Source organism: Sphingomonas sp. GV3, assembly GCF_031082075.1.
Lineage (GTDB): Bacteria > Pseudomonadota > Alphaproteobacteria > Sphingomonadales > Sphingomonadaceae > Sphingomonas > Sphingomonas beigongshangi.
Genome location: NZ_JARWLE010000001.1, coordinates 241,371 through 266,013, shown reverse-complemented (window position 1 = coordinate 266,013; position 24,643 = coordinate 241,371). Strand labels below are relative to the sequence as shown.

General features: G+C 69.3%; 17 protein-coding genes. 3 read left to right on the top strand and 14 right to left on the bottom strand.

Going from position 1 to position 24,643, the window contains the following annotated elements:
- Positions 1 to 25: 25 nt before the first annotated feature.
- The 8 genes from addA to RF701_RS01210 all read right to left on the bottom strand — a co-directional run bounded on the left by addA (position 26) and on the right by RF701_RS01210 (position 13,242).
- The gene (gene addA, locus RF701_RS01245) at positions 26 to 3,451 is read right to left on the bottom strand and encodes a double-strand break repair helicase AddA (RefSeq protein ID WP_308813813.1); all 3,426 of its coding nucleotides are present in this window, start codon (positions 3,449 to 3,451) and stop codon (positions 26 to 28) included.
- On the bottom strand, positions 3,438 to 6,392 hold the full coding sequence (gene addB, locus RF701_RS01240) for a double-strand break repair protein AddB (protein ID WP_308813812.1): 2,955 nt from the start codon (positions 6,390 to 6,392) through the stop codon (positions 3,438 to 3,440). Before addB ends, addA begins: the two co-directional genes overlap by 14 nt.
- On the bottom strand, positions 6,385 to 7,140 hold the full coding sequence (locus RF701_RS01235) for a nucleotidyltransferase family protein (RefSeq protein WP_203311178.1): 756 nt from the start codon (positions 7,138 to 7,140) through the stop codon (positions 6,385 to 6,387). The genes addB and RF701_RS01235 overlap by 8 nt, the downstream gene beginning before the upstream one ends.
- The gene (locus tag RF701_RS01230; protein ID WP_308815597.1) at positions 7,137 to 8,102 is read right to left on the bottom strand and encodes a phosphotransferase; all 966 of its coding nucleotides are present in this window, start codon (positions 8,100 to 8,102) and stop codon (positions 7,137 to 7,139) included. Before RF701_RS01230 ends, RF701_RS01235 begins: the two co-directional genes overlap by 4 nt.
- Positions 8,099 to 8,545, bottom strand: coding sequence for a tRNA (adenosine(37)-N6)-threonylcarbamoyltransferase complex ATPase subunit type 1 TsaE (gene tsaE / locus RF701_RS01225; protein WP_203311179.1), 447 nt, complete (start codon positions 8,543 to 8,545; stop codon positions 8,099 to 8,101). The genes RF701_RS01230 and tsaE overlap by 4 nt, the downstream gene beginning before the upstream one ends.
- 37 nt (positions 8,546 to 8,582) lie before the next feature.
- Entirely contained in the window at positions 8,583 to 10,931 is a 2,349-nt protein-coding gene (locus RF701_RS01220) for a PAS-domain containing protein (protein ID WP_308813811.1), read from the bottom strand.
- Between the two features lie 206 nt (positions 10,932 to 11,137).
- Entirely contained in the window at positions 11,138 to 12,556 is a 1,419-nt protein-coding gene (gene ahcY, locus RF701_RS01215) for an adenosylhomocysteinase (protein WP_203311180.1), read from the bottom strand.
- 125 nt (positions 12,557 to 12,681) lie between these two features.
- On the bottom strand, positions 12,682 to 13,242 hold the full coding sequence (locus RF701_RS01210; RefSeq protein ID WP_210358690.1) for a YqgE/AlgH family protein: 561 nt from the start codon (positions 13,240 to 13,242) through the stop codon (positions 12,682 to 12,684).
- 107 nt (positions 13,243 to 13,349) lie between these two features.
- On the opposite strand from RF701_RS01210, the gene RF701_RS01205 reads away from it, so the two are divergent.
- The 3 genes from RF701_RS01205 (at position 13,350) to RF701_RS01195 (ending at position 16,134) form a co-directional block, all read left to right on the top strand.
- The gene (locus tag RF701_RS01205) at positions 13,350 to 13,829 is read left to right on the top strand and encodes a peroxiredoxin (protein WP_203311182.1); all 480 of its coding nucleotides are present in this window, start codon (positions 13,350 to 13,352) and stop codon (positions 13,827 to 13,829) included.
- 179 nt (positions 13,830 to 14,008) lie between these two features.
- The gene (locus RF701_RS01200) at positions 14,009 to 15,445 is read left to right on the top strand and encodes an AMP nucleosidase (protein WP_210358689.1); all 1,437 of its coding nucleotides are present in this window, start codon (positions 14,009 to 14,011) and stop codon (positions 15,443 to 15,445) included.
- Positions 15,446 to 15,558: 113 nt separating this feature from the next.
- Positions 15,559 to 16,134: a hypothetical protein gene (locus tag RF701_RS01195; RefSeq protein WP_308813810.1), complete on the top strand. Its 576-nt coding sequence runs from the start codon at positions 15,559 to 15,561 to the stop codon at positions 16,132 to 16,134.
- A gap of 84 nt (positions 16,135 to 16,218) precedes the next feature.
- Here the strand turns inward: RF701_RS01195 and RF701_RS01190 are convergent, their stop codons facing one another.
- From RF701_RS01190 to RF701_RS01165, 6 genes are all read right to left on the bottom strand, one after another.
- Complete coding sequence (locus RF701_RS01190; RefSeq protein WP_308813809.1) at positions 16,219 to 16,926, bottom strand: SIMPL domain-containing protein; 708 nt, start codon at positions 16,924 to 16,926, stop codon at positions 16,219 to 16,221.
- Positions 16,920 to 18,737, bottom strand: coding sequence for a M2 family metallopeptidase (locus RF701_RS01185; RefSeq protein WP_308813808.1), 1,818 nt, complete (start codon positions 18,735 to 18,737; stop codon positions 16,920 to 16,922). The genes RF701_RS01190 and RF701_RS01185 overlap by 7 nt, the downstream gene beginning before the upstream one ends.
- Before the next feature lie 56 nt (positions 18,738 to 18,793).
- Positions 18,794 to 19,486: an alpha/beta fold hydrolase gene (locus RF701_RS01180; protein WP_210358900.1), complete on the bottom strand. Its 693-nt coding sequence runs from the start codon at positions 19,484 to 19,486 to the stop codon at positions 18,794 to 18,796.
- A gap of 116 nt (positions 19,487 to 19,602) precedes the next feature.
- Entirely contained in the window at positions 19,603 to 20,049 is a 447-nt protein-coding gene (locus RF701_RS01175; protein ID WP_308813807.1) for a GFA family protein, read from the bottom strand.
- Positions 20,046 to 21,107 carry an aspartate-semialdehyde dehydrogenase gene (locus tag RF701_RS01170; RefSeq protein WP_308813806.1) on the bottom strand — a complete coding sequence of 354 codons (1,062 nt, stop codon included), beginning with the start codon at positions 21,105 to 21,107 and terminating at the stop codon, positions 20,046 to 20,048. The genes RF701_RS01175 and RF701_RS01170 overlap by 4 nt, the downstream gene beginning before the upstream one ends.
- 161 nt (positions 21,108 to 21,268) lie before the next feature.
- Positions 21,269 to 24,643: a glycosyltransferase gene (locus tag RF701_RS01165; RefSeq protein WP_308813805.1), complete on the bottom strand. Its 3,375-nt coding sequence runs from the start codon at positions 24,641 to 24,643 to the stop codon at positions 21,269 to 21,271.

Genomic DNA, 24,643 nt, shown 5'->3' with positions numbered 1-24,643 from the left:
GCGTGCCGGCTCAACCGCCCGAGCCCTAGCTTTGCTCCGCTCGATGCAAGCCCGGCTTCTGCGCGGCGAGCAGATCGGGCGGCAGGTCGAACAGGCGCGGGCCGGCGGTATAGAGCAATCCGGCCTTTACCCGCCGTCCCGGAAAGACGATCGCGAGCGCCGCCGCATAGGCGGCCATCTGCGCGAGATGGTAATGCGGCACGTCGGCGAGGGTGGCGGGCGGCCGGCGGCCCGTCTTGAAATCGACGACGCGGACCGCATCCTCGGTCACCAGGAGACGATCGACCGTGCCCGACACGACGATCCCCCCGCCGATCGTCGCGGCGATCGGCGCCTCCGCCAGTGCATCGGGGCCGAAGAGGTCGGCGAACTGCGGATCGTCGAGGATCGACAGCACGCAATCGACGATCTCGCCCCGCTGCGCCGCATCGGCAAGACCGCCGGCGGTGGCGAGCCAGCGCTCGCCCGCTGCCGCCCGGGCGTGAGGGGCCACAGCCGGAAGCCGCTCGAACAGCGCATGGTACAGCCGCCCGCGCTCCGCCGCGGCGCGCATGGCGGGACCGGGCGGCGGGTCGCTGACTTCGTCCTCGCCGAGCGACGAGGGCGCGAGCGGGCGCGGCGGACGGCTTTCCTGCGGCGCCGGGCGACGGGCCCAGTCGGGAATGTCCGTGGGGGCTAGCTGCTCGACCTTTGCTGCCGCACGCGGCCGTACCGGCGGCTGCGGATCGGTGCCGGCGAAGCTGCGGACGCCCTCCCCCTCGACGCCCAGCGCGGTAAAGGCGCGCTCGGCAGCGGCGTACCAGCTGGCGGCGGGCGGCACGCCCTTGGCCCGCGACCCCAGCGCGCCGCCGATCACCAGCCGCTCCTCCGCGCGGGTCGCAGCGACGTAGAACAGCCGCCAATGCTCCTCCAACTCACGCCGCTCGAGCGTGGTGATCGCCTCGTCCAGCGGACCACCCCGCTCCGCCGACCGCGGGCGGAAGATCGGGATAGGCTGCGCGCCCGGCTCCGGCGTCCAGCGCACCAGCGTGCGCGGCGCCGCGGTCGGGTCGACGGTGGCGTCGGCGAGGATGACAAGCGGCGCCTGCAGGCCCTTGGCACCATGAGCGGTCATCACCCGCACCGCGTCGAGTGGCGCGGACGGGTCGCGGACGATTTCCACGTCGCCGCGATCGAACCAGTCGAGGAAGCGCTGCAGCGATGGCGTGGACGTGGTCTCGAACAGCAGCGCGGCGTTCAGCAACTCCTCGATCGGGTCGCGCGCCTCCTCGCCGAGCCGGCGGATCAGCTTGCGCCGGCCGTCGAGCGGGCCGGACAGCAGCGCCTCGAGGAACTGATAGGGCGTGTCGATGTCGGCGCGGCCGAGCATGGCGCGTAGCGGCGCCAGCCGCGCTTCGGGTTGCGTATCGACGAGTCGCGACCACAGGCTGCCCGTCTCCCGCGGCGCGGCGGCCATCAGTTCGTCCTGGGTCCAGCCGATCAGCGGCGAGACGAGCAAGGCGGCGAGCGACAGGTCGTCGTCGGGTTGCAGCACGAAGCGGATCGCGGCCAGCAGGTCCTGCACCGCCAGCGGTGCGTTGAGCCGCAGCCGGTCGACGCCGGCCACCGGCACCCCCTCCGCATACAGCCGCGCAACGATCAGCGAGGCCAGGTCGCCACGCCGCTTGACGAGGATCATCACATCCTCGGGCCTGAGCGGCCTGCCCTTGCTTTCCAGCATCAGGCCCTGCTTCAGCCAGTCGCGCACGGCGCGGGCGATGCGCACCGCCTGCTCGCGTACCGCGTCGTCGATCCAGCCTTCCTCGTCCTCCTCGCTGCCGCCCGCGACGACGGGCGGCCAGAGGTCGACGCGTCCCGGCCCGACCACCTCGCTGGCATGGCGCTCCAGATCGCCGGCGATGCCGAGGCCCGGCTCGCCCAGCGTCGCCACCGCCGCGTCGACGAATTCGAGCACGGGCCGCGTCGAGCGGAAGGAATGGGTGAGCGACAATTGGTTGAACGGCAGGCCGCGCTCGTGCGCCGGCCAGTCGAGATCGCCCGCGACCGACGCGGCGCGCTGCGCGAAATGCCCCTCCGCCCAGCGGAAGTTGATCGGGTCCGTCCCCTGGAACCCGAAGATCGCCTGCTTGTAGTCGCCGACGGTGAACAGCGTACGCGTCGACGGGGCGAAGACGCCGCGGCCGACGAAGAATTCCGCGGCCAGCGCGGTGACGATCCGCCACTGGTTGAGGTTGGTGTCCTGCGCCTCGTCGATCAGCACGTGCTCCGTGCCTTGGTCGAGCTTGTAGCGCACCCACTCGCCGATGCCGGGCTGTTCGAGCAGGCGGACGGTGACAGCGATCAGGTCGTCGAAATCGACCGCACCGATCCGCCGCTTCGCCGCCGCATAGGCACGGGCATAGTCGCGGCCGACCTCCAGCCCCGCGGCGAGCAGATCGGCATAGGCAGCGCGGCTGGTCAGTGCCATCAGGTCGAGGCAGTGCGCGCCGAGCTCCGCCGCCAGCGTCTCATAGTCCGGTTCGGCATCGACCAGCTTCTTCGACGCCTTGCGCGGTTCGTTCTTGCCGGTCAGTACCGTGCCAGCGAGATCCTCCAGCGTCAGCGCCCGGTTTTCGGGCGAGGCGGCGAGCCAGGCGTCGAACCGCGCCGCATGGCCGAGACCGGTGGCGGTCGCCCAGGCGCGATTCGCCGCCGCGAGCCGCTCGATCACGTCGGTGTCGATGAGGTCGCAACCCGATGCCAGCGCCTCGCCGATGTCGCCCTGCGGCAGGTCGAGCGCGCGGCGCAGCCAGGGCTGGATGCCGCTCGGCAGAGCTTCCAGCGCGGGCAGCGAGCGTGCGCAGGCGAGCAGAAAGCTTTCTGCGCCGCCCTCGCCCAGCCGCAGCGACAGCGCGCCGATCGAGTCGATCGGGGCAAGACGCCCCTCGCGCTCCGCATCCGCGAGCAATTGCGCCAGCGCCTCGCGCGCCAGCACCGCCTCCTCGCGTGCCTCCAGCGGACGGAAGCCGGGGGTCAGCGCGGCCTCGACCGGGAAGGCGGCGAGCAGGCTCTGGCAGAAACCGTGGATCGTCTGGATGCGCAGGCCCCCGCCCGGCGCATCGAGGACACGCGCGAACAGCGTGCGGGCGCGTTCCTGCAAGTCGGGCGTGGCGCGCTCGCCGAGGGCGTCGAGATCGGCGGCGAGCTGCGGCGGCGCCATCCGCACCCAGGCGGCAAGACGGGTGTTGATCCGCTGCGCCATTTCCGCCGCGCCCGCCTTGGTGAAGGTCAGGCAGAGGATAGCCGAAGGATCGACGCCGCGCAGCAGCAGGCGGAAGACGCGCGCCGCCAGCACCTGCGTCTTGCCCGTCCCCGCCGAGGCGGAGAGCCAGACATGCGCCTCCGGATCGCTCGCGGCGGCCTGCGCGCCCTTCAGCCGGGGCAAGGTGGCGAGCGCGTCAGTCCCGGCCATACCATTCGTCCCGGCGCATCAATTGGTCGTATTCGGCATAGGGCGCGTATTCGGGGACGAGCTTGGCGGTGAACGGCTCCCCACCGGTCAGCCACTTGCCCGCCGCCTCGACGAAATTGGCGATGGCGATGGCGGTGAAGTCGGCGGTCGCGATCCGGTCGCGCGCGCCGTCGGGATGGACCGGCGTGTCGATATAGCCGAACTGGTCGCGCTTCTTGCCGAGCGACCAATATTCGAACGCCGCGGCACGGCCCTTCACGTCCGCGAACCCGCCCCGCTCGACGATCGCGCCGAGCAGGCCCAGCTGGAGGCTGTAGCCGGCCCGGACGGCCGCGGCGGAGGGCGGCTTGCCCGTCTTATAGTCGACGATCGCGAGGCTGCCGTCGGACAATCGGTCGATCCGGTCGTAGCGGCCGGTCAGCGTCACGCCCGCGATCTCCGTGCGGCCCGACCCTTCCGCGCTCGCCACCTGCCGCCCCTCGGCCGCCTGCGCCGCGACCGCGCCGGCGATCCACTCGATCGCCTCCATCAGACGCGGGCGCCACAGCGCGCGCATCATCGGGTGCGTCCGCTCGTCGGCCAGCATCGCCTCGGCACGGCGGACCAGCGCGTCAGGGGCACAGCCGTCCTGCTTCCACCATTCCTCCAGGATGCGATGCACCTCGGTGCCCCGCCAGGCGGCGGTCGGATCGGCATCGACCGGATCGAGCGGCATCAGCGCCAGCACGCGCCGGGCGTAGAAGGCATAGGGGTCGGCCTTCAGCCGATCGATCTCGGTGACGGAAATCGTGCTCGGCCGCCGCGCGGCGGGGGGTATGGGCGCGGGCCGATCGGCGGGCGCGTGTTCGCCTGGCGCGTCGAGCGCATGGACCCAGCGCTCCAGATCGTGCGCGCGCACGAAGCGGTCGCCGGCCATCGCCTGCAGGCGCAGCCAGAGTCGCGACGCCAGCGTCGGCCCCGCCGCGTCGCGGCGCGCCCGCGTGACGAGGGCCGCCGGCGCGCCGAGGGCCTGGCCGAATTCGTGCGCTGCGACGCCGACGGCATATTCCAGGCCCGGCAGCCCCAGCGCCGCGCGGATACGCGGCGCCAGCCACGGATCGGGCGCGGGCCGCCCGGGCCAGACGCCTTCGTTCAGGCCGCCCAGCACCATCAGATCGGCGGTCTGCAACCGCGCCTCGAGCAGGCCGTAGATCGCGATGCGCGGATGGTTGCGCCCGCTCGGCAGGCGTACCGCCACCTCGTCGAGCAAACCGCGCAGCAGCGGCGCCAGCCCGGCAGGGTCGACGCGCGGAGGCCCGGCCGCGGCATCCGCCTCCAGATCGTCCATGAACTGTGCCGCGGCGCGGCCCGGCAAGCCGGCCCACAGGTCGTCGCCGCACAGGCCCTGCGCCGTCTCCCGCAGGCAGGCGAGCATCGTCGCCAGCGGCTGTGGGCCATCATCGAAGGTCCGCTCGATCGGCTCCAGCAGCTCGGACGCCTCCTGCCACCAGGCCGCCGCGCGCTTGCGTCCGCTCCGTTCGAGATGCGCCGCGATGCCGTCCAGGCCGGGCGCCGGGCGCGGCCCCCGGAGCGCGCGGTCGAGGCTGCGGACGCCGTCGAGCCATGCCAGCCGTCGCTCGCCGCTCCTGACCAGCGGATGCTTGAGCAGCGCGAGCAGGGCGAGCGGTGCGAACCGTTGCGCCGCAGCCTCCGCCAGCGCGAGCAGCAGCGTACCCGACGCGTACAGTGACAGCGGCCGCCCCGCCGAATCGTTGGCCGTGATGCCCCAGCGTTCCAGATGCGCCGCGACGCGGCGCGCCAGCGCGCGGTCCGGGGTGACGAAGGCGGCGGTCCGCCCTTCCTCTTCCAACGCGCCGCGCAATGCGATCGCGATCGCCTGCGCCTCCTCCGCCGGCGTGGCGAGCTCGGCGGCGGTGACTCCGGTCAAGCGGCGATCCTCTGCCTTCAGTGCTGTCCACTTGCCTGTGAAGGCAGCGGGTGCGAGCGCATTGGCAATCGCCCGCCCGCGCACGACGCCGGCGTCCGGGCCGGCGCTGCCCGGCCAGGGCGCGAACTCCGCACGGCCGACGCCCATCCGCTCCATCAGTTGCTTCATATGGAATTGCGGATGCGTTTCGATGGACCGACGGATGGCACCGGTGACCGCGTCGGGGGCATGCGGACCCAGCGCGTCCCATTCCTCGTCTGGCATGGCAAGATCGAGCCCGGCGAACACCGTCATCCCCGCCGGCGCTTCCGCAACGCAGCGGAGCAGGCGGGCGACCGCGGGTGCGGGATCGGTGATGCCCGCCGCGCAGACGAAGCCGATCGGCGGCGCGTCGCGCCAGCGCGCCTCCAGTCGGTCGAGCAGCATTCGGCGCCGCGTCGCCGCGTCGATCATGCCCAGCCGCGCGAGTTCCACGGGCCAGCGCTCGAGCACGACCGCAAAGGTCGACAGCGCGCGCTGCCAATGCTCGCTGAGTTCGGGGGCGAGATCGATGTCGCGCAAACGCGCCGGCGACACTTCCTCGACCAGCAGCTGATCCAGCGTGTGGCAAAGGTCGCCCGCGAGCCGGACGGCCTCGGCGGCGTCGACGGGCTGGCCGGCGCGCGCGCGCTCCTCGTGCACCAGCCGCGACAGGATCATCCGCCGCTGCATAGGCGCGACGGCGGGGGGCGGCGGATCGGCACCGTCGACCGGATCGAGCGCCGCGCCGACCGCCTCGCCCAGATCGGGGCTGCCCAGCGCCACCAGTCGCGGCAGCAGCAATCCCCCGCCGCTCGCCCGGACGAAGGCGTTGGTCACCGCCACGACGGCGCGGTTATTCGGTAGCAGGACCAGCCCGCGCGCGAGCGCCATGCGATCGTCGCCGGCGCGTCGCAGCAGCCCCGCGACCAGCGTGTCGGCGAACGCCTTGTGCGACGGGATCGTGAACAGCCTGGGGCGGCGGCTCTCAGCCATCCGCGATCAAGACTTCCGTCTTGGCGATCGCCTGCGGGGTACCGACGTCGAACCACAATCCCTGGTGGACCTGACCGAAGGCGCGGCCCGCCTCAATCGCGCGGTTCCAGAACAGGTTGGTGGAAAAGGGGCCCTCCGGCCAGTCCGCGATGATCCGCGGGTGCAGGATCTGGACACCGGTGTAGACGAAGGGCGCGGTGCCGCCCTCGCGACGACGCCCGACGATCTGCCCGTCGGCGGCGAGACGAAAGTCGCCCTGCCCCTTGTGGTTGTTGGCGCGGGCATAGGGAACGACCTGGAGCAGCGCATCCATCTGCGCATCGTCCCAGCGCGCGGCCAGCAGCTTGAGCGCGTCGACCGGCCCATCGAGCCACAGATTGTCGCTGTTGACGACGAGTATGGGATCGTCCCCAAGCAGATGCCGCGCCTGCACAAGGCCGCCGCCAGTTTCCATCAGCTGCGCGCGCTCGTCGGAGATCAGGATCTCGATGTCGGCGTAGCGGTTGACGAGATGCGCTTCGAGGAGGTCGCCCAGATAATGGACGTTGACCACCGCGCGGCGGACGCCCGCGGCGCGCAGGCGATCGAACACATGGTCGATCAACGGCTTGCCCGCCACCTCCACCAGGGGCTTCGGGCGCGTCGCGGTGAGCGGGCGCATGCGCTTGCCGAGCCCCGCGGCCATGACCATCGCCGTTTCCGGCACGCGTCCGCCGGGCTCCGGACGCAGGGAGCGCAACCGCGTCATGCGGCGAGCACCAGCGGGTCGCCGCGCTTCTCCGGCGGCACGTTGGCGTCGAACCAGGCGGCGACGGGGCCGAGCACCGGCTGCGACAGGTCGCGCTCCAGATAGGCCCATACACGGGGGCACAGGGTCGGATAGCGCGGCTTGCCATCCCGCTTCCACAGGCGCGTGAAGATGCCGATGATCTTCGCGTTCCGCTGCGCGCCGAGCACGTGATAGGCGCGCAGGAACGCATCGTCCGCCCCGGTCGCGGCGCGGTACCGCGCCAGCATCGCCTCCTCCAGCGAAGGCTCGACGTCGCGACGCGCGTCCTGTAGCAGCGAGACGAGGTCGTAGGCCGGGTGGCCGGCGAGCGCATCCTGGAAGTCGAGCAGGCCGAGACGCCGCTCCGCGCCGACGAGCATCAGATTTTCCGCGTGATAGTCGCGCAGCACGGTGACGGGCTCGGCGGCGAGCGCATGGTCGAACACCGCGTCCCACGCGGCGCGATAGCCGTCCAGATCCACGTCCAGCCCGACCGCAGGGCAATACCATTCGACGAACAGCGCGGCTTCGCGGTGCAGCACCGCGCGGTCGTAGGGCTCCAGCCCCTCCGCCGGATGCCGGGCGAGGGCGACGAGCACATCGATCGCTGCCTCGTACAGGGGCAGCGCACCCGCCGCATCCGCATCCGCCGCCTCGCGCAGCCGATCGTCGCCGAAATCCTCGAGCAGAACCAGGCCCTGGTCGAGGTCGACGGCGTGGATCGTCGGCGCGGCGAAACCATGGTCGCCGAGCCAGGCCGCGACGGAGAGGAAGGGCCGCGGGTCCTCGTGCGGGGGCGGCGCATCCATCAGGATCGCGCGCCGTTCGCCGGCATGGACACGGAAGTAGCGGCGGAACGACGCATCGCCCGCGAGCGGCACGATCGCACCTGCCCAGCCGTGACGTTCGAGGAAGGCGGGCGCGCCGCCCGGCGGAGTCATATCGGCCATCGCCGCTTCCATGACGCGGGCAGATCGGCTGTCAAGATTCGTCCGCCGTCCGGTGCCGCCGACAAGGTCAGCGCCAGCGCCTCGGGCCAGCGTCCGGCCGCGCGTTCGGGCCATTCGACGAGCAACGCGGAGTCGTAGAGCGCGTCATCCAGCCCCAGTTCCTCGATCTCCGCCGGATCGTCGATGCGGTAAAGATCGACGTGGAGGACCGGCAGGCGCACCTCCGGCGGGGCATAGGGCTGCACGATCGCGAAGCTCGGGCTCGGCGCCTCGCCTGGCAGGCCCAGCGCGGCGAGCAGCCCGCGCGCGATGCTGGTCTTGCCCATGCCGAGGTCACCCGACAATGCGATCACGTCCCCGGGTTCAAGAACGGCGGCGAGTTTCGCCCCGAACGCTTCGGTCGCGGCGGCATCCGGAAGGTGCACGACGTTCATGAGACGTCTTCATGGCGAGGACCTGCGCGACGATGCTTCATCGCCGCGGCAGCTCCAACGTTACCAGCGTCCCCTGCCCCGGCTCGGACACCAGCTCGATCGTGCCGCCATGCGCCTCGACGAACTGCCTGGCCAGCGGCAGGCCGAGGCCGAGCGCGCGCTCGCCCGTCGGCTGCATACCCGGTTCGGCGAACCGGTCGAAGGCATGCGCCACCGCCTGCGCATCCATGCCATAGCCGTCGTCGGACACGACGATCCGCGCCCTCGTCGCATTGCCGTCGGCGTGCAGCAGGATGCGGCCGCCCTCCGGCGTCGATGCGACCGCATGGCGCAACAGGTGCTCGACGACTTCCTTCAGCCGCTTCGGATCGCCCGTCACCCGGCCGGTCGAGCGCGCCAGTTCGACCGCGAAGTCGAGCTTGCGGCGCTTCGCCGCCGGCTGGATCGTCTCCGCCGCCTGCCGCGCGACCGCGGCGAGGTCGACGTCGACGCGCGCGATTTCAGCCTCGTCGCCGCCCTGTGTGAGGTCGAGCACGTCGTCGATCAGCAGCCCCAGCCGCTCGACCGAATCCAGGATCGCCTGGACATATTGGTCCCCTTGCGGGGAAAGGGCGCCGGCATAGCCGCCGTGCAGCATCTCCGCGAAGCCGCTGATCGAGGTCAGCGGCGTGCGCAGTTCATAGCTCATGTTCGCGACGAACTGCGTCTTCACCTTGTCCGCCGCCTCCAGAGCATTGGCGCGTTCGCGGAGCGCCTGTTCGGCACGGCGGCTGTCGGTGATGTCGAGCATCGTCAGCAGCGCATTGCCGTCCGGCAGGGGCACGGCGGCGAACTCGAAATGCCGCCCGTCGGCGAAGGCGACGCGCCCGCCGCGCTGCTGGCGCTCCGCGGTGGCGGAGCGGACCAGCTCGGGGATCAGCGCGGCGCGGTTGGGCGTCGCGAGACGGGAGGCCGCCGCCTCCGCGAAAGCATCGACGCGCGGGTGCGCGGCGAGGAACTCCTCCTCGAAGCCCCACACGGTGCGCATCCGGTTGTTCCACAGCTGCAGCTTGCCGTCGGCCGCGAACACCGCCAGCGCCTCGAACAGATTGTCGAAGGTCGCGGTGCGCACGCGCAGCAGCGTGTCGCGCGCGCTGGCCAGCTGCACCTGCTCCGTCCGATCCTCGAAGATGAGCAGCAACCCGCCATCGGGCAGCGGCTGCGCGACGACGCGCAGGTGCACGCCGCCCGACAGATGCCAGTTCTCCTCCGCCGCATCCTCGCCGGGGACGAACCATTGCCGCCGCTCCGCCTTCCAGCCGGGAAAGTCGCGCACCTCGGGCAGCCGGCTCGCCTCGCGCATCCGTTCCAGCACGCGATCGAATTCGGGCCGATCCGCAAGCCATTCCGCGCGCATCGCGAACATCCGTCGGAAGGGCTGGTTGCAGAAGACCAGACCGCGATCGGGTCCGAATTGCGCGACGCCCGCCGACAGGCGATCGAGCATCGCGCGCTGTGCTTCAGCGAACCTTTTCGCATCGGCCCGTGACTGTTCGAGGTCCTCTATATCGACCGCATAGCCCGCGACGCCGCCGGTCGGCAGCGGGATGTCGTGGACGTGAAAGGCACGCCGCTCGCCGCCGATCGTCGCGGGCAGCGTCGCCACCTGCGGGCGGCCCTCCTCGCGTGCCAGCCGCGCGCCCGCCTTCGGGCCGCCGCGTCCCGATCCCTCGACAAGCTCCAGCTCGCGGCCGACGACATCGGCGGCATCCTTGCCTTCCACCGCGCGGACATAGGCACGGTTGACCATCGCGAGGCGGAAGTCCGGCGCGCGGTACCACATCGGCAACGGCGCCGCCTCGATCAGTCCGGTCAGCGCGTCGAACGCCGCGGACAGCTCGTCGACCTCCGCGGAAAGGCGCGCGATCTCGCCCTGCGTCTCGGTCGCGTCGAGCGTCCACAGCACGACCGCTCCGGTCGCGCCGAGATCGCCCGGCGCGCGTGCCCCGCGCACCGTGATGCTGCGGCCCGATCCTTGCGGATGCAGCGCGCGTACGAACGACCGCCCGGCACGCTGCGCGGCCTTGACGTCGTTCGCGAGCGCCGCCGCCTCGTCCTCCGGCAGGCCGCCGTCTCCGGTCAGATCCTGAAGAAAGCGCGGCGCGCTCGCCAAGCCGAACCAGTCGACCAGGCGCGGCGGCATCTCGACACGTCCGTCGGCGCGCACCAGCATCGCCATCGCGGGGGATACCTGGCGCAAAGCCTCCCACTCGCGCACGCGGGCGACGGCCGCCGCGGCCTCTCCCCGCCAGCGCCAGCCGAGGTAGAGCGCATAGCCGCCGCCTGCGATCAGCAGCGCAAGCACCGCCCCCGCCACGACCGCCGCCATCACCGAAAGCTGGATCAACGCCTACCCCTCACGGTTCGCATGTCGCGCCGCTTGTTTCGGCCAAGCTGTAGAACGGATTGCGGGAGGGCGGCAATGACCTGTCCCTGCGCGCGCCCCTTCCCGATGCCCCTGCCCCTGCCGCCGGTGCGAACGGGAATGCGGCGCATGACGAAAAGGGCGGCGCCTCGCGGCCCCGCCCCTTCCCGTTCCGATCGCAAGGACGATCAGTAGCGATAGTGATCCGGCTTGAACGGCCCCTCGACCGGCACCCCGATGTACTTGGCCTGCTTGTCGGAAAGCTTCGACAGCTGCACGCCCAGCTTCTCGAGGTGCAGCGCCGCGACCTTCTCGTCGAGGTGCTTCGGCAGGACGTAGACTTCGTTCTTGTAGTTCTCGCCCTTGGTCCACAGCTCGATCTGCGCCAGCGTCTGGTTGGTGAACGACGCCGACATCACGAACGACGGGTGGCCCGTGGCGCAGCCGAGGTTGACCAGGCGCCCCTTGGCGAGGACGATGATCTGCTTGCCGTCCGGGAATTCGACGAGGTCGGTGCCCGGCTTCACTTCGGTCCACTTGTAGTTGGACAGAGCGGCGATCTGGATCTCGCTGTCGAAGTGGCCGATGTTGCAGACGATCGCCATCGGCTTCATCGCCTTCATGTGATCGGCGGTGATGACGTCGGCATTGCCGGTCGCGGTGCAGAAGATGTCCGCGCGCTTGACCGCCTCGTCCATCGTCACGACCTCATAGCCCTCCATCGCCGCCTGCAGCGCGCAGATCGGATCGATTTCGGTCACGAGGACGCGGGCGCCGCCGTTGCGCAGCGAAGCCGCCGAGCCCTTGCCGACGTCGCCGAAGCCCGCGACGCAGGCGACCTTGCCGGCCAGCATCACGTCGGTCGCGCGACGGATCGCGTCGACCAGCGACTCCTTGCAGCCGTAGAGGTTGTCGAACTTCGACTTGGTCACCGAGTCGTTCACGTTGATCGCCGGGAACGGCAGCTCGCCCTTCTTCGCGATCTCGTACAGGCGGTGAACGCCCGTGGTCGTCTCTTCCGACACGCCCTTCAGGTTCTTGACGGTTTGGGTCAGATAGCCCGGCTTCTTGGCGATGAACGCCTTGACCGAGCGCTGGAACTCGACTTCCTCCTCGTTTTCGGGCTCGCCGAACGTCTGGCCGGCCTCGAGCTTCGCACCCCACAGCGCGAACATCGTGGCGTCGCCGCCGTCGTCGAGGATGATGTTGGCGGTCTGGCCGTTACCGTCGTCCCAGTCGAAGATGTCGCCGACATAGTCCCAATATTCGGCCAGGCTCTCGCCCTTCACCGCGAAGACCGGAATGCCGGCGGCGGCGATGGCCGCGGCGGCATGATCCTGCGTCGAGAAGATGTTGCAGGTCGCCCAGCGCACATCGGCGCCGAGCGCGACCAAGGTCTCGATCAGCACCGCGGTCTGGATCGTCATGTGCAGCGAGCCGGTGATGCGCGCGCCCTTCAGGGGCTGCGACGCGCCGAATTCCTCGCGCAGCGCCATCAGGCCGGGCATTTCCGTCTCGGCGATCTTGATCTCGGCGCGGCCGAAGTCGGCGAGGCCGATGTCCTTGATGACGTAATCGTGGGTCTCGGTAGCGAGCGCGGTGGCCACGAGGATTCTCCTGAACGTGCGTTGTTCGGCGGGGCTCGTCCCCGTGCCGGATGCGCGCGCATGTACGTCGTCACGCCCGCGAGATCAAATATAAAGATATCTTTATATCTGATCGGCGGGGCTCCCTAGGCGGTGCCGGTGTCCGCCACGAGCAGCCGCGGATCGATCCCCGCCTTGGCGAAGGCGCCGGCCCAGCGCCGGTCCGCGGCAGTGCCGAACAGCAGCTCGTCGTCGCCCGCGACGTTGAACCACCCCGGTTGGGCGAGCTCGGCCTCCAGCTGCCCAGCGCCCCAGCCGGCATAGCCGAGCGCGACGAGATAGCGGCTGGGGCCACTGCCATCGGCGATGGCGCGCAGGACGTCGATGGTGCTCGACATCGCCCAGCGGCCGGCGACGTCGACCGTGTCCTGCCCGCCCCAGTCGGTGGCATGCAGCACGAACCCGCGACGCGATTCGACGGGACCGCCGAAGTGGATCGGCACGTTCGGCGCGACGCCGTGATCGATATCGAACTGGTCGAGCAGGTCGTGCAGGCCGAGCCCCTCGATCGTCGCGCCGATCCCGATGCCCAATGCTCCCGCCGCGTCATGCGAGCACATCGCGATCACCGCATGGGCGAAACGCGGGTCCATCATGCCCGGCGTCGCCAGCAGGAATTGGCCGGTGAGAAACGCAAGATCCTTCATCGTCCTGCAACATAGGACGCGCAGGCGCGAAATCCCACGTTGAAATCTCGACCGCTTTGCCCGACCAATCGCCGGTTCCCCTTTCCTCCTTATCGAAGAGGCCTGTCATGACCATCTCCGTCGGCGATACGATCCCGTCCATCCCGCTCGTCAAGGTCACGCCCGACGGGCCCGACACGGTCTCGTCCCAGGACTATTTCGCCGGTCGTACGATCGCGCTGTTCGCGGTGCCAGGCGCCTTCACCCCGACCTGTTCCGCCCGTCATCTGCCGGGCTTCGTCGAGCACAAGGACGCGATCCTCGCCAAGGGCGTCGACGAAATCGCCTGCACCTCTGTCAACGACGCGTTCGTGATGGCCGCCTGGTCGAAGACCGCGGGGGCGGAAGGCATCACGATGCTCGCCGACGGCAACGCCGCCTTCGCCGAGGCGCTGGGCCTCGCGATCGACGCGAGCAAGTTCGGCATGGGTACCCGCTCCGCCCGCTATGCGATGCTGGTCGAGGACGGCGTCGTAAAGCAGCTGCACGTCGAGGCGCCGGGCGAATTCAAGGTGAGCAGCGCGGAGCATCTGCTGAGCGAAATGTGAGCGCAGCCTCCCGGCCTTCGTCAGGCCGGGCGGCAACCGGCAGGGAGGGCGTGGCCGAGCGCGGCGCCCACCCCCTGCCCCCGCCGCAACCCGACGCGGCGCCCCGCGCTACGGCCGCTTGCCGGGACTACACCCGCCCCCGTCTTGCCAGCGTCACGGACCGCGCGTAACCATCCGGGATGTCAACCGCATCCCAGATCGTCTCCGAACTCGAGCGCCTCTATCGCGCCTCCGTCGACCGCCTGCAGGCCGCGCTCAACGCCTATCTCACCGATGGCACGCCGCCCTCGCCCGAAAGCCGTCACGACGGCAGCTTCGCCTATCCCGTCATCCGCCTGCATTATGCGGGGGACCTGAACCGGCCGACGCCGCCCCGCTCGTTCGGTCGCCTCGTCTCGCCCGGCACCTATACGATCAGCGTCACCAAGCCTGGCCTGTTCGCCGACTATCTGACCGAGCAGCTGACCCTGCTGATCGAGGATTACGACGTCACCGTGGAGGCGCTGCCGGGGCGACAGGAGATCCCGTTCCCCTACGTGCTCGATCCTGGTCATGCGCTCAGCCTCGACACGGTGTCGGCGACTGAATTGTCGCGGCATTTCCCGGCCACCGAGCTGTCGCATATCGGTGACGAGATCGCCGACGGCCTGTGGATCTCGGACGGCGACACGCGGCCGCTCGCGCTGTTCGACGCCTTGCGCACAGACTTCAGTCTGGCACGTCTGCGCCACTACATGGGCACGCCGGCGGAACATACGCAGCGGTTCGTCCTGTTCACCAACTACCACCGCTACGTCGACGAATTCGTCCGCTGGGGCGCTTCGCAACTCGGGGAAGGCTCACGCTTCACCGCCGTGTCGGGCGCGGGCAACATCGTCATCACCAGCCCGAACGACATCGACAAGCTGGTCAGCGACAGCGCCTGGCGCCGCCACCAGATGCCTGCCTATCACCTGATGGCGGCGGACGGCACGGGGATCACGCTGGTGAACATCGGCGTCGGCCCGTCCAACGCCAAGACGATCTGCGACCATCTGGCGGTGATGCGGCCGGAGGCATGGCTGATGATTGGCCATTGCGGCGGCCTGCGCCCGTCGCAGCGCATCGGCGACTATGTTCTGGCGCACGCCTATCTGCGTGACGACCACGTGCTCGACGACGTCCTCCCGCCCGAAATCCCCGTGCCCGCCATCGCCGAAGTGCAGCAGGCGCTCGCCAAGGCGTCCGAGATCATTTCCGGCCAGTCGGGCGAGGAGCTGAAGCGGCGCCTGCGAACCGGGACGATCGTCACCACCGACGACCGCAACTGGGAGTTGCGCTACTCGGCCTCCGCGTTGCGCTTCTCGCTGAGCCGCGCGGTCGGCATCGACATGGAATCGGCGACGATCGCCGCGCAGGGCTATCGCTTCCGCGTGCCGTACGGCACGTTGCTCTGCGTCTCGGACAAGCCGCTGCACGGCGAGCTCAAGCTGCCGGGACAGGCGAACCGCTTCTACGAGCGGGCGATCAGCGAGCATATGCGGATCGGCATCGAAACGTGCGAGCAGCTGCGCCGCGAGGGCGATCGCCTGCACAGCCGCAAGCTGCGCGCGTTCGACGAGCCGCCCTTCCGGTAAGCCCTTCACGTACTTTGGTTTTTCGGGATGTCGCTGGCGCGGCCGGAAACCATGTGGCGATGATGCGTTACGGCTGCGAACCGAAACCTGTTTTCGCATCAGGGAGCCGCATCATGGCCGACGACACCGACACGCCGAAGACCGAGGCCGGCACGACCACTCCGCGCCGCCGCGCACCGCGCAAATCGAGCACGGCGCGTCCGACGAGCACGACCGCGAGCGAGGCCAAGCCGCGCCGCCGCACCGCCGCGAAGGTCGCCGCGCCCGCATCGACGGTCGACACGGTCGAGAAGGCGGTCGAAGGAGCGGCCAAGGCGACCACGCGCCGCGTGCGCGCGACGGCTGCCAAGGCGGAGGGCGCGGTGGCGGAAACGGCGAAAGGCGCCAAGGCGCGCGTCGTCAAGCCCCGCGCTGCGAAGCGCCCCACTCCCCGCCCGTCGCGGAAGACCGAGACCAAGGCGGCACCGACGGGGTTCGCCGGCAAGGTCGGCGGCACCTGGGGGGTCGCGGCGATCGGCGCCGGCGTCGCCGCCGCGGGTGCGGCGGCGGCCGCGGCACTCCTTTCGCTGCGCGGCAGCACGCCGAAGGCGGCGCCAAAGCGCGGCAAGGGCGCGCATACACCCGACGGAAAGGACGCCTCAAAGTCGTTCGAAGCCGGAATCGCGGACGAGAACACGATACCGGAATAAAGGCTGACGGAAGGGACGACGTCTTGCGCCGGCCGCTGGGTTAGCGCGTCGTCGCCACCCGTTCCCGACGCGAGGAAGCGGTCGTCATCGGGTCATCGCATAGTCGACCCAAACGGTGACCCGTACCGACTGCTCCCCCGGTCGCACCGGTGCGCTCACGCGCGATCCGGTGACGACGATGTCGCTTGCCGCGTCGACGTCCGCGCTGCGCTCGCTGACGCGGACGACGCGCATCGTCTTCAGCCCGAACGCGTCGGCATAGTCGCGCGCACGCCGCTGCGCCTGCCGTACCGCCGCGTCGCGCGCCTGACCGGTCAGTCGATCGGGGTCGGCGAAGGCGAAGGTCGGACCGTCGATCTCGCTTGCCCCCGCATCGCCGAGCGCATCGATCACTCGCCCCGCACGGTCGACCGGCACGCGCAGCGACAACCGGTTGCTCGCGCGATAGCCGATGATCGCGTCGCCCTCCTCCCCATCCTTGCCGCTGGGGTGTCGAGGCCGCACCGACAGGTCGCTCGTCTTCATCGCGGCATCCGCCACGCCGGCCGCGTGCAGCGCCTGGACTAGTCGATCCGCCTTTGCGGCATTGGCCGCCAGCGCGGCCTTGCTGGTCGCGGCATCCGCCGACACCCCGACCGCCACAATGGCGATGTCGGGGGTTCCCTTCACTTCGCCCGTCGCGCTGACCTGCACCAGCGCCTCGCCCGGCGCGAGCAGCGGCACCGCCTGCTGCGCGCTGGCGGATCCCGCCATGGCAACCGGGATTGCGAGCGAGGCCCAGCGTCTCACCATCCCTGCGGCTTGCCCTTGTTCTGCTTGTCGAGCCACGTCTTGAGCGGCGCGAAATATTCGATCATCGCCTTGCCGGACATTTCGCGGCCGCCGGTGAAAGCCTGCAGCGCGTCCGGCCACGGCTTCGATTGGCCCATGGCGAGCATCGCGTTCAGCTTTTCGCCGACCGCCTTGTTGCCGTAGAAGGAGCAGCGGTGCAGCGGCCCCTTCCAGCCCGCCTGCTGGCAGGCGGCCTTGTAGAATTGGAACTGCAGCACGCGCGCCAGGAAGTAGCGCGCATAGGGAACCGTCGCCGGAATGTGATATTTGGCGCCGGCGTCGAACTTGCTCTCGTCGCGCGCGACGGGGGGCACCACGCCCTGGTACTTCAGCCGCAGCGCATCCCAGCCCGCCTGATACTGGCCTTCGGGAATCTGGCCGGAGAAGACGCCCCAGCGCCATTTGTCGACGAGCAGGCCGAAGGGCAGGAACGCCACCTTGTCCATCGCCTGGCGCAGCAGCAGCCCGATATCCTTGTCCGCGCTCGGCACCTGCCCCGGCTGGAGCAGCCCGATGTTGACGAGATAGTCCGGGGTGATCGACAACGCGACGGTGTCGCCGATCGCCTCGTGGAACCCGTCATTGGCGCCGCCCTTATAGAGGAACGGCTGCGCCTTGTAGGCGCGCTGATAGTAATTGTGGCCCAGTTCGTGATGGATGGTGACGAAATCGTCGCCATTCACCTTGGTGCACATCTTGATCCGGATGTCGTCGACGCTGTCGATATCCCAGGCGCTGGCGTGGCAGATCACCTCGCGGTCGCGCGGCTTGACGATCTGCGAGCGCTGCCAGAAGGTTTCGGGCAGCGGCGCGAAGCCGAGCGAGGAATAGAAGGCCTCGCCCTGCTTGACCATGCGCACCGGGTCGTAGCCCTTAGCCTTCAGCAATTCGCCCGTGTCATAGCCAAGGTCGCCCGCCCCCGGCGGCGCCACGAGGTCGTAGATATTGCCCCATTCCTGCGCCCACATGTTGCCCAGCAGGTCCGCGCGGATCGGCCCCGTCTTCGACTGGACGGCATCGCCATATTTGGCGTTGAGCTTCCAGCGCACATAGGTGTGCAGCGACTTGTACAGCGGCTCGACCTCCGCCCAGATCTTGTCGGTCAGCTGCGCGAACTGCTCGGGCGTCATGTCGTAGCCCGAACGCCACATCGCGCCGACGTCGGCGAAGCCGAGTTCCTTCGCGCCCGCGTTCGATATGGCGGTCATCCGCGCATAGTCCTTGCGCTGCGGCGCGCCGACGTTGTCGTTCCAACTGATCCACATTTCCTGCAGCTTGGCGGGATCGCGCGTCGTGCCCATCGCCGCCTCGATGTCGGAGCCGTTGATCGGCTGGCCGCCCAGCGTCCCCTTGCCCTTGCCGTAGCGCGACGACATGCGCGTGGTGATCGTCGCCAGTTCGTCCGCGGCGCCCGGCGTCGTCGGCGCGGGAAGGCCGACGCCGTTCTTCAGCAGGTCGAGCTTGCGCTTCGTGTCGAAGGAGAGGCCCGGCGTGCCGTTGAAGCGCGCTGCGCCCTTCGCCCATTCGACCGCCTTCTCCGTCATCTCCGCGCCGGATTTGGCGGCGAGGGCGTCCGTGTCGTCGGTGATGTAGGTGGCGTTGACCCAGGAGACGCGGCTGGCGTCGACCGACATGGCCGCCGCCTCCTTCTCGACGCCCGCCACCCAGGCGTCCGCCTCCGCGGCGGTCGGCTTGGCCTGTTGCTGGGCCAGCGCGGGCGACGCGATCAGCGCCACAGCGAGCGCAAGGGAGGAGATGGCGGTGCGCAACATTGAAAGCCCCTTCGGTTCTATCGTTGCCGAAGGATGGCCGGGGCGAACCCCCGCGGTCAAGCCGCTAGAAAGTCGGCGATGACCTGTCCCAGCTCCGGCTTCGTCACCGCGCTCATGTGGTTGCCCGGGATTTCGTGGAAGCTGGCATGCGGCATCGCTTCGGCCAGAGCGGCACCCGATCCGTTGTCGTCATCGTCGACGCCCGTGACGATCGCCGTCGGCAGGGCGATGCCGCGCACCGTCTCGATCGGCGTATCGACGAAGGTTTCGAGGACGTTGAGCAACGCCACCGGATCGCCGCCGGTCGTCTTCAGGAACGCCTCCGTCAGCCATTCGGGCGTGCCGCGCGCGAAGCTGCCGAGGTTGCTCAGCACGCTGCGGAAATAGCTGCCGCGACCGGCGGTACGCAGGATGCCGTCGAGCCCCATGCCGGCGATGATCGCCCGCCGCGGCGTCGCACCGTTCGCGAGCATCCGCATCGTCGTGCGACCGCCCAGCGAATAGCCGCCGAGGTCGTAATCGGTCAGTCCCAGATGCGCGACCAGCGCCAACCCGTCGCGCATCAGCGCGTCGGCCGGATAAGCGGCGGGATCGTGCGGCTTGTCACTCGCGCCATGCCCGCGCAGGTCGGGCATGATGACGCGGAAGCCCCGCGACGCGATGCGCGCGGCGTGGCCGTATTTGATCCAATTGACCTCCGCGGTCGAGAAATAGCCGTGGATCAGCACCACCGGCCGCCCCTCCCCCATCTCCCGCCAGGCGATACGAGCGCCGTCGAAGCTGGCGAAGGTCTGCGGTTCGGTGGTGGTCGAGGTCACGCGCGGCGTCCCGTTTCGGCTGAAGGATGTTGAGACGCCCTAACGCGTCAGCGCGCCGCCGTCTGCCCCGCGAGTAAGCGTCCGAACGTATCCGGCTCGGGTGCTTCGGCCCAGCTCGGCACGTCGGCGGGGATCGTTACCCATCGCTGGCGGTACGCGGTGAAGATGTGTGCAATGCAGACGAGCTCTTCCGATCGATCGAGCGTGCCCGCGCGGACCACCGCATAGCCGGGCCGCCGCGTATTGGTATTGTATATGCGGGCGTGGCAGGTGCCGCAGACCCGCTGCGTCGAAACGCGATCCTCGGTTACGTGCTCGTAGACGACGATCGGGCCGTCGACCGCCAGCGTCGACTCCGCAACGATCACGCTCTGGCTGAATGCGCTGCCCGTCCACCGCTGGCAGACGTGGCAGTGACAAGCATAGCTGCGTGGCAGGTCGTCGCGGGCGATCGTGTACCGGACCGCGCCGCACCGACAGCCGCCTGCGATCATTCCGCGTCGTCCTCCGCGCCGATCAGCGCGCTGTCACCCTTCTTGAGGTGGCGCCGGCCGAGCAGCTCCGCGATCTGCACCGCGTTGAGCGCGGCGCCCTTGCGCAGATTGTCGCTGACGCACCAGAGCGACAGGCCGTTCTCGACCGTCGGGTCCTCGCGCACGCGGCTGACGAAGGTGGCGTCGTCGCCGGCGCTCTCGATCGGCGTGACGTATCCACCGTCCTCGTGCTTGTCGATCAGCATGATGCCCGGCGCCTCGCGCAGGATCGACTTCGCCTGCTCGGCGCTGATCTCGTCGGCGAATTCGATGTTGATCGCCTCCGAATGGCCGACGAACACCGGCACGCGCACGCAGGTGGCAGTCACCTTGATCTTCGGGTCGAGGATCTTCTTGGTCTCGACGACCATCTTCCACTCTTCCTTGGTCGAGCCATCGTCGAGGAAGCTGTCGATGTGCGGAATAACGTTGAAGGCGATCTGCTTAGTGAACTTCTTGGGCTCCGCCGGATCGCCGACGAAGATGTTGCGGCTCTGCTCGAACAGTTCGTCCATGCCGATCTTGCCCGCGCCGGAAACCGACTGATAGGTCGCAACCACGACGCGCTTGATCGTCGCGGCGTCGTGCAACGGCTTCAACGCGACGACCATCTGCGCCGTCGAGCAATTCGGATTGGCGATGATGTTCTTGGCCTTGTAGCCGTCGATCGCGGCGGCATTCACCTCCGGCACGATCAGCGGCACGTCGGGATCCATCCGATACAGCGACGAATTGTCGATCACGGTGCAGCCGGCGGCGGCGAACTTGGGCGCATAGACCTTGGTCGCCTCGCTACCGATCGCGAACAGGGCGATGTCCCAGCCCGCGGGATCGAAATGCTCGATGTTCTTGACCGTCAGCTTCTTGCCGGTCTCGCCATAGTCGATGACGTCCCCCACCGATCGCGAGGAGGCAAGCACCGCGATCTCGTCCGCCGGAAACTCGCGCTCGGCGAGGATGTTGACCATCTCGCGCCCGACATTGCCCGTCGCACCCGCGACGACGACCCGATACCCCATGACCTTCCTTCCGCATGCGAAGCGCGCCCGTAGCGTCATTGCGCCAAAGGGGGCAACACGTTTCCGTTTGATGCGCGGCGAAGCGGCGCTTTACCCGCCTGCGATCCGTCGAGGCTGGTTCCGGCCGGTACCAAGCCGATCCAGCTTTGCCGGATCGCACGTTAGCGCGTCGCCTGCACTCGCCCGGTGCGCTGGAGCTTGCCCCAGCCGACCATCGGCCCGCGCAATGCCTGGGCGATCGCCTTCAGCACGACATAGTACATCACCTGACGATAGCCGACGCGCTGCGGGATCAACAGCCACAGCAGCCGCCACCGCTCGCGCCGTTCCAGCGCAAAGGCGATCGTGGCGGCGAGCAGGTCGATCGTCGTGAAGACCGCCCAGAAGGTCAGCATCGTGTAGATGTCGTGGCTGGTCTGCGCCCAGCCGTGCGCCTGCACGTCGAACCAGGTGAAGACGAAGCTGACCAGCAGCGCCAGATCGATGATTGGGGAGATGGCCGCGAGCAGCACCTGGAACACGATCGCCTGCGGCAGACCGATCCAGCCGAGCCCGCGCGGGCGCGAGCCGCCGATTGCGCTGCGATGCTTCCATAGGCACTGCAGCGTGCCATAAGCCCAGCGGAAGCGCTGCTTGGCCAGAGCGCGGAAGCTCTCGGGCGCTTCGGTCCAGGCGACGGCATATTGATCGTACCGTACCTTCCACCCCGCACGCTGGATCGCGATCGTCAGGTCTTGATCCTCCGCCAGCGTATCGTCGGGATAGCCGCCGACGCTGCGGATCGCCGCGAGGCGCCAGGCGCCGACCGCGCCGGGCACGACCGTGATCGCATCGAGCCGAGCAAGCGCGCGCCGTTCCAGATTCTGCGCGGTGATATATTCGAGCGCCTGCCACTTGGTGACGACGTTGACGCGGTTGCCGACCTTCGCATTGCCCGCGACGGCGCCGAGCGCCGGATCGCCGAACCAGCGGGCAAGCCGCGCGATGGTCGCAGGCTCGAACTGGGTATCGGCGTCGAGAGCGATGACGATCTCGCCGCGGGCCAGCTCCAGGCCGCGGTTGAGCGCCCGTGCCTTGCCGCCGTTCTCGAGCGTCAGCAGCCTTACGCGGGGATCGTCGCCGAACGCCTGGGCGACGATCGCGCTGGTCGCATCCTTCGACCCGTCGTCGATGACGATCACCTCGATCTCGACGTCCGTGGAGGCCAGCACGCCGCGCACCGCGCGCTCGATCACGCGTTCCTCGTTATAGGCGGGGATCATCACCGTGACGAAGCGCGCCGGGTCGATCGGCGGGAAGACCTCGCGTCCCTCGCGCCGCGCCTGGATCAGTGCCAGCGCGGACAAGGTGACCGCGCGCAGGATGCCGACGGTGATGGCGATGCCGAACAGCCAGCGCAGCGCGATGACCAGCCCGCCCAGCGTCGAGAACAGCGCGAGGTCGGCGCGGGCCGCGAGTTGATCGCTCGCCGAGATCGGCGGCATCGACTGGTTGCGCGACAGGCCGGCGAGTGTGGAGACCGGCACGAAATGGTAGCCGAGCGCGCGCAGACGCTCGATGATCACGGGCAACGCCTCCACGGTCTCCTGCCGGTTGCCGCCCGCGTCGTGCAACAGGATGATGTTGCGGCTGCAGTTCGCGTCGGACTCGTCGTCGCACACCTTGGGTCCGTTGACGATCTTGTCGATGGTGCGGTCGATGATCTCCTGCGTGCCCGGCCGCTTCCAGTCGTCCGGGTCGACGTGGAGGCCGACGGAGATATAGCCGCGGCGCTGCGCCATCAGCGCGGGCGCGATCTCGTCTGCGGTGCTCGGCTCCGCGTCGCCGAAATACGGTGCACGGAAGAGCCGCAGCGACCGGCCGGTGAACGCCTGGAACAGCCGCTGGTTGGCATTGAGCTCGAAGCGCACCTGCGCCGGTCCGACCGTCGCCAGATTGGGATGGGTATAGGTGTGGCTGCCGATCTCATGCCCCTCGGAGATCATGCGCAGCAGCAGGGATCGCTGCGTCAGCGCGTTCTCGCCCACCATGAAGAAGGTGCCGGGCGCATGTTCCCGCTTCAGCACGTCGAGGATCTGCGGCGTCCATTTCGGGTCGGGACCGTCGTCGAACGTCAGCGCGAGCAGCCCGGGCCGATAGCCGGTCCGTTCCACGACATAGGGCGACGGCATCCGGTCGAAGATCACGTCTGCGATGCGGCCGTCAGGTCCGGCGATCGCGCGTCGTGCGCCGGCGACGGGCTCGGCGGCGATCTTCAGGATCTCGCCATTGCCTTCGATGTCGACATTGGTGCCCGCCGGCACCGCGTTGATCGCGGAGGGCACCGGCAACTGGCGATGCGTCCGCCCGAAGATCGACCAGACCCCCGGGTCCTCGGAACCGAGGCGCCACAGCGCGACGCTGCGCACCCCGGCTCGCTGCAGCAGCAGCAACTGGTCATAGGCGGAGGCGGCGTCGGCGAGCCAGACGATGTGCCGGCTGTTGCCTTCCATATAGGCGAAGCTCGTATTGCCGCTGGCCCGGTCATAGGCGGGCCGCGTGCCGCTGTCGGAGGCATTCTGCCAGGCCTCCTCGACGTCGAGCGCGTCGCCGCTGCCATCATGCCAGTCATAGGCATAGGAGGCGAAGGCGACGACCAGCTTGGACTTGGGAATGCCGCGCGCCGAATCGGCCACCGTGCGGGCGAACCATTGCTGCGATGCGATCGGTCCCGGCGGCCCGCTCACCTCGTGCTCGTCATAGGCCATCAGGAAGATCTTGTCGGTCACCTTGGCATAAGCGGGCAGATCCCATTCGGGATTGCCGAGCTGCGCGGCGATGGACACCGTCCACCCGCGCGGGGCGAACCGGCGCTGCGTTTCCGCCAGGAAGGCGCGATAATTGGCGTGCGCCGACGCCGGAAGTTCCTCGAAATCGAAAAAGACGCCCGTGGTGTTGTTCTGGGCGAGCCAGGGCACGAGCTTGTCGAGGAAGGCGCCGCGAGCCTTCGGATCGGCGAGCATCGCCGCGATCCCGGGGCCGTCCCATTCGCCGTTGAGCACGTTCTGCACCATCGGCGTCACGATCGGCCTGCGGGCGGCGTGATTGATCACCTCGCGCCCTGCCGTGTCGCGGAACACCGTGATGTGGTGGTCGCGGCCGGTGATCGAGATCCAGCCGGGGATCACCCAGTCGAGCTGGTCGATGTGGCGCGAAAGGCTGGCGGTGCTCGACTGATCCCAGGGGGTATAGAAGCCGATCGCCAGCGACGGGTTTCCATTGCCCGTCGCCTTGCCGCCCGCCTGCCCGAACAGGCGACGCGCCCAATAGTCGACGCTCCGTTCGGTCCTGCCGAGGAAGCCGTGCGGCGGCGGCAGCTTGCGCAACGTCGCCCGCTCCGCCTGCACGGGCAGCAGCGGCGCGGCCGGCACCGCCCCGATCGACGTCACAAAGACCGCCACGGCCAGCACGACCAGCAGCACGAACGCGATGATCGCGAACGTGAAGCGACGTTTGCGCCGGCCGCTGGCGTCATAGAAGATGGGGGCTTGCGACAT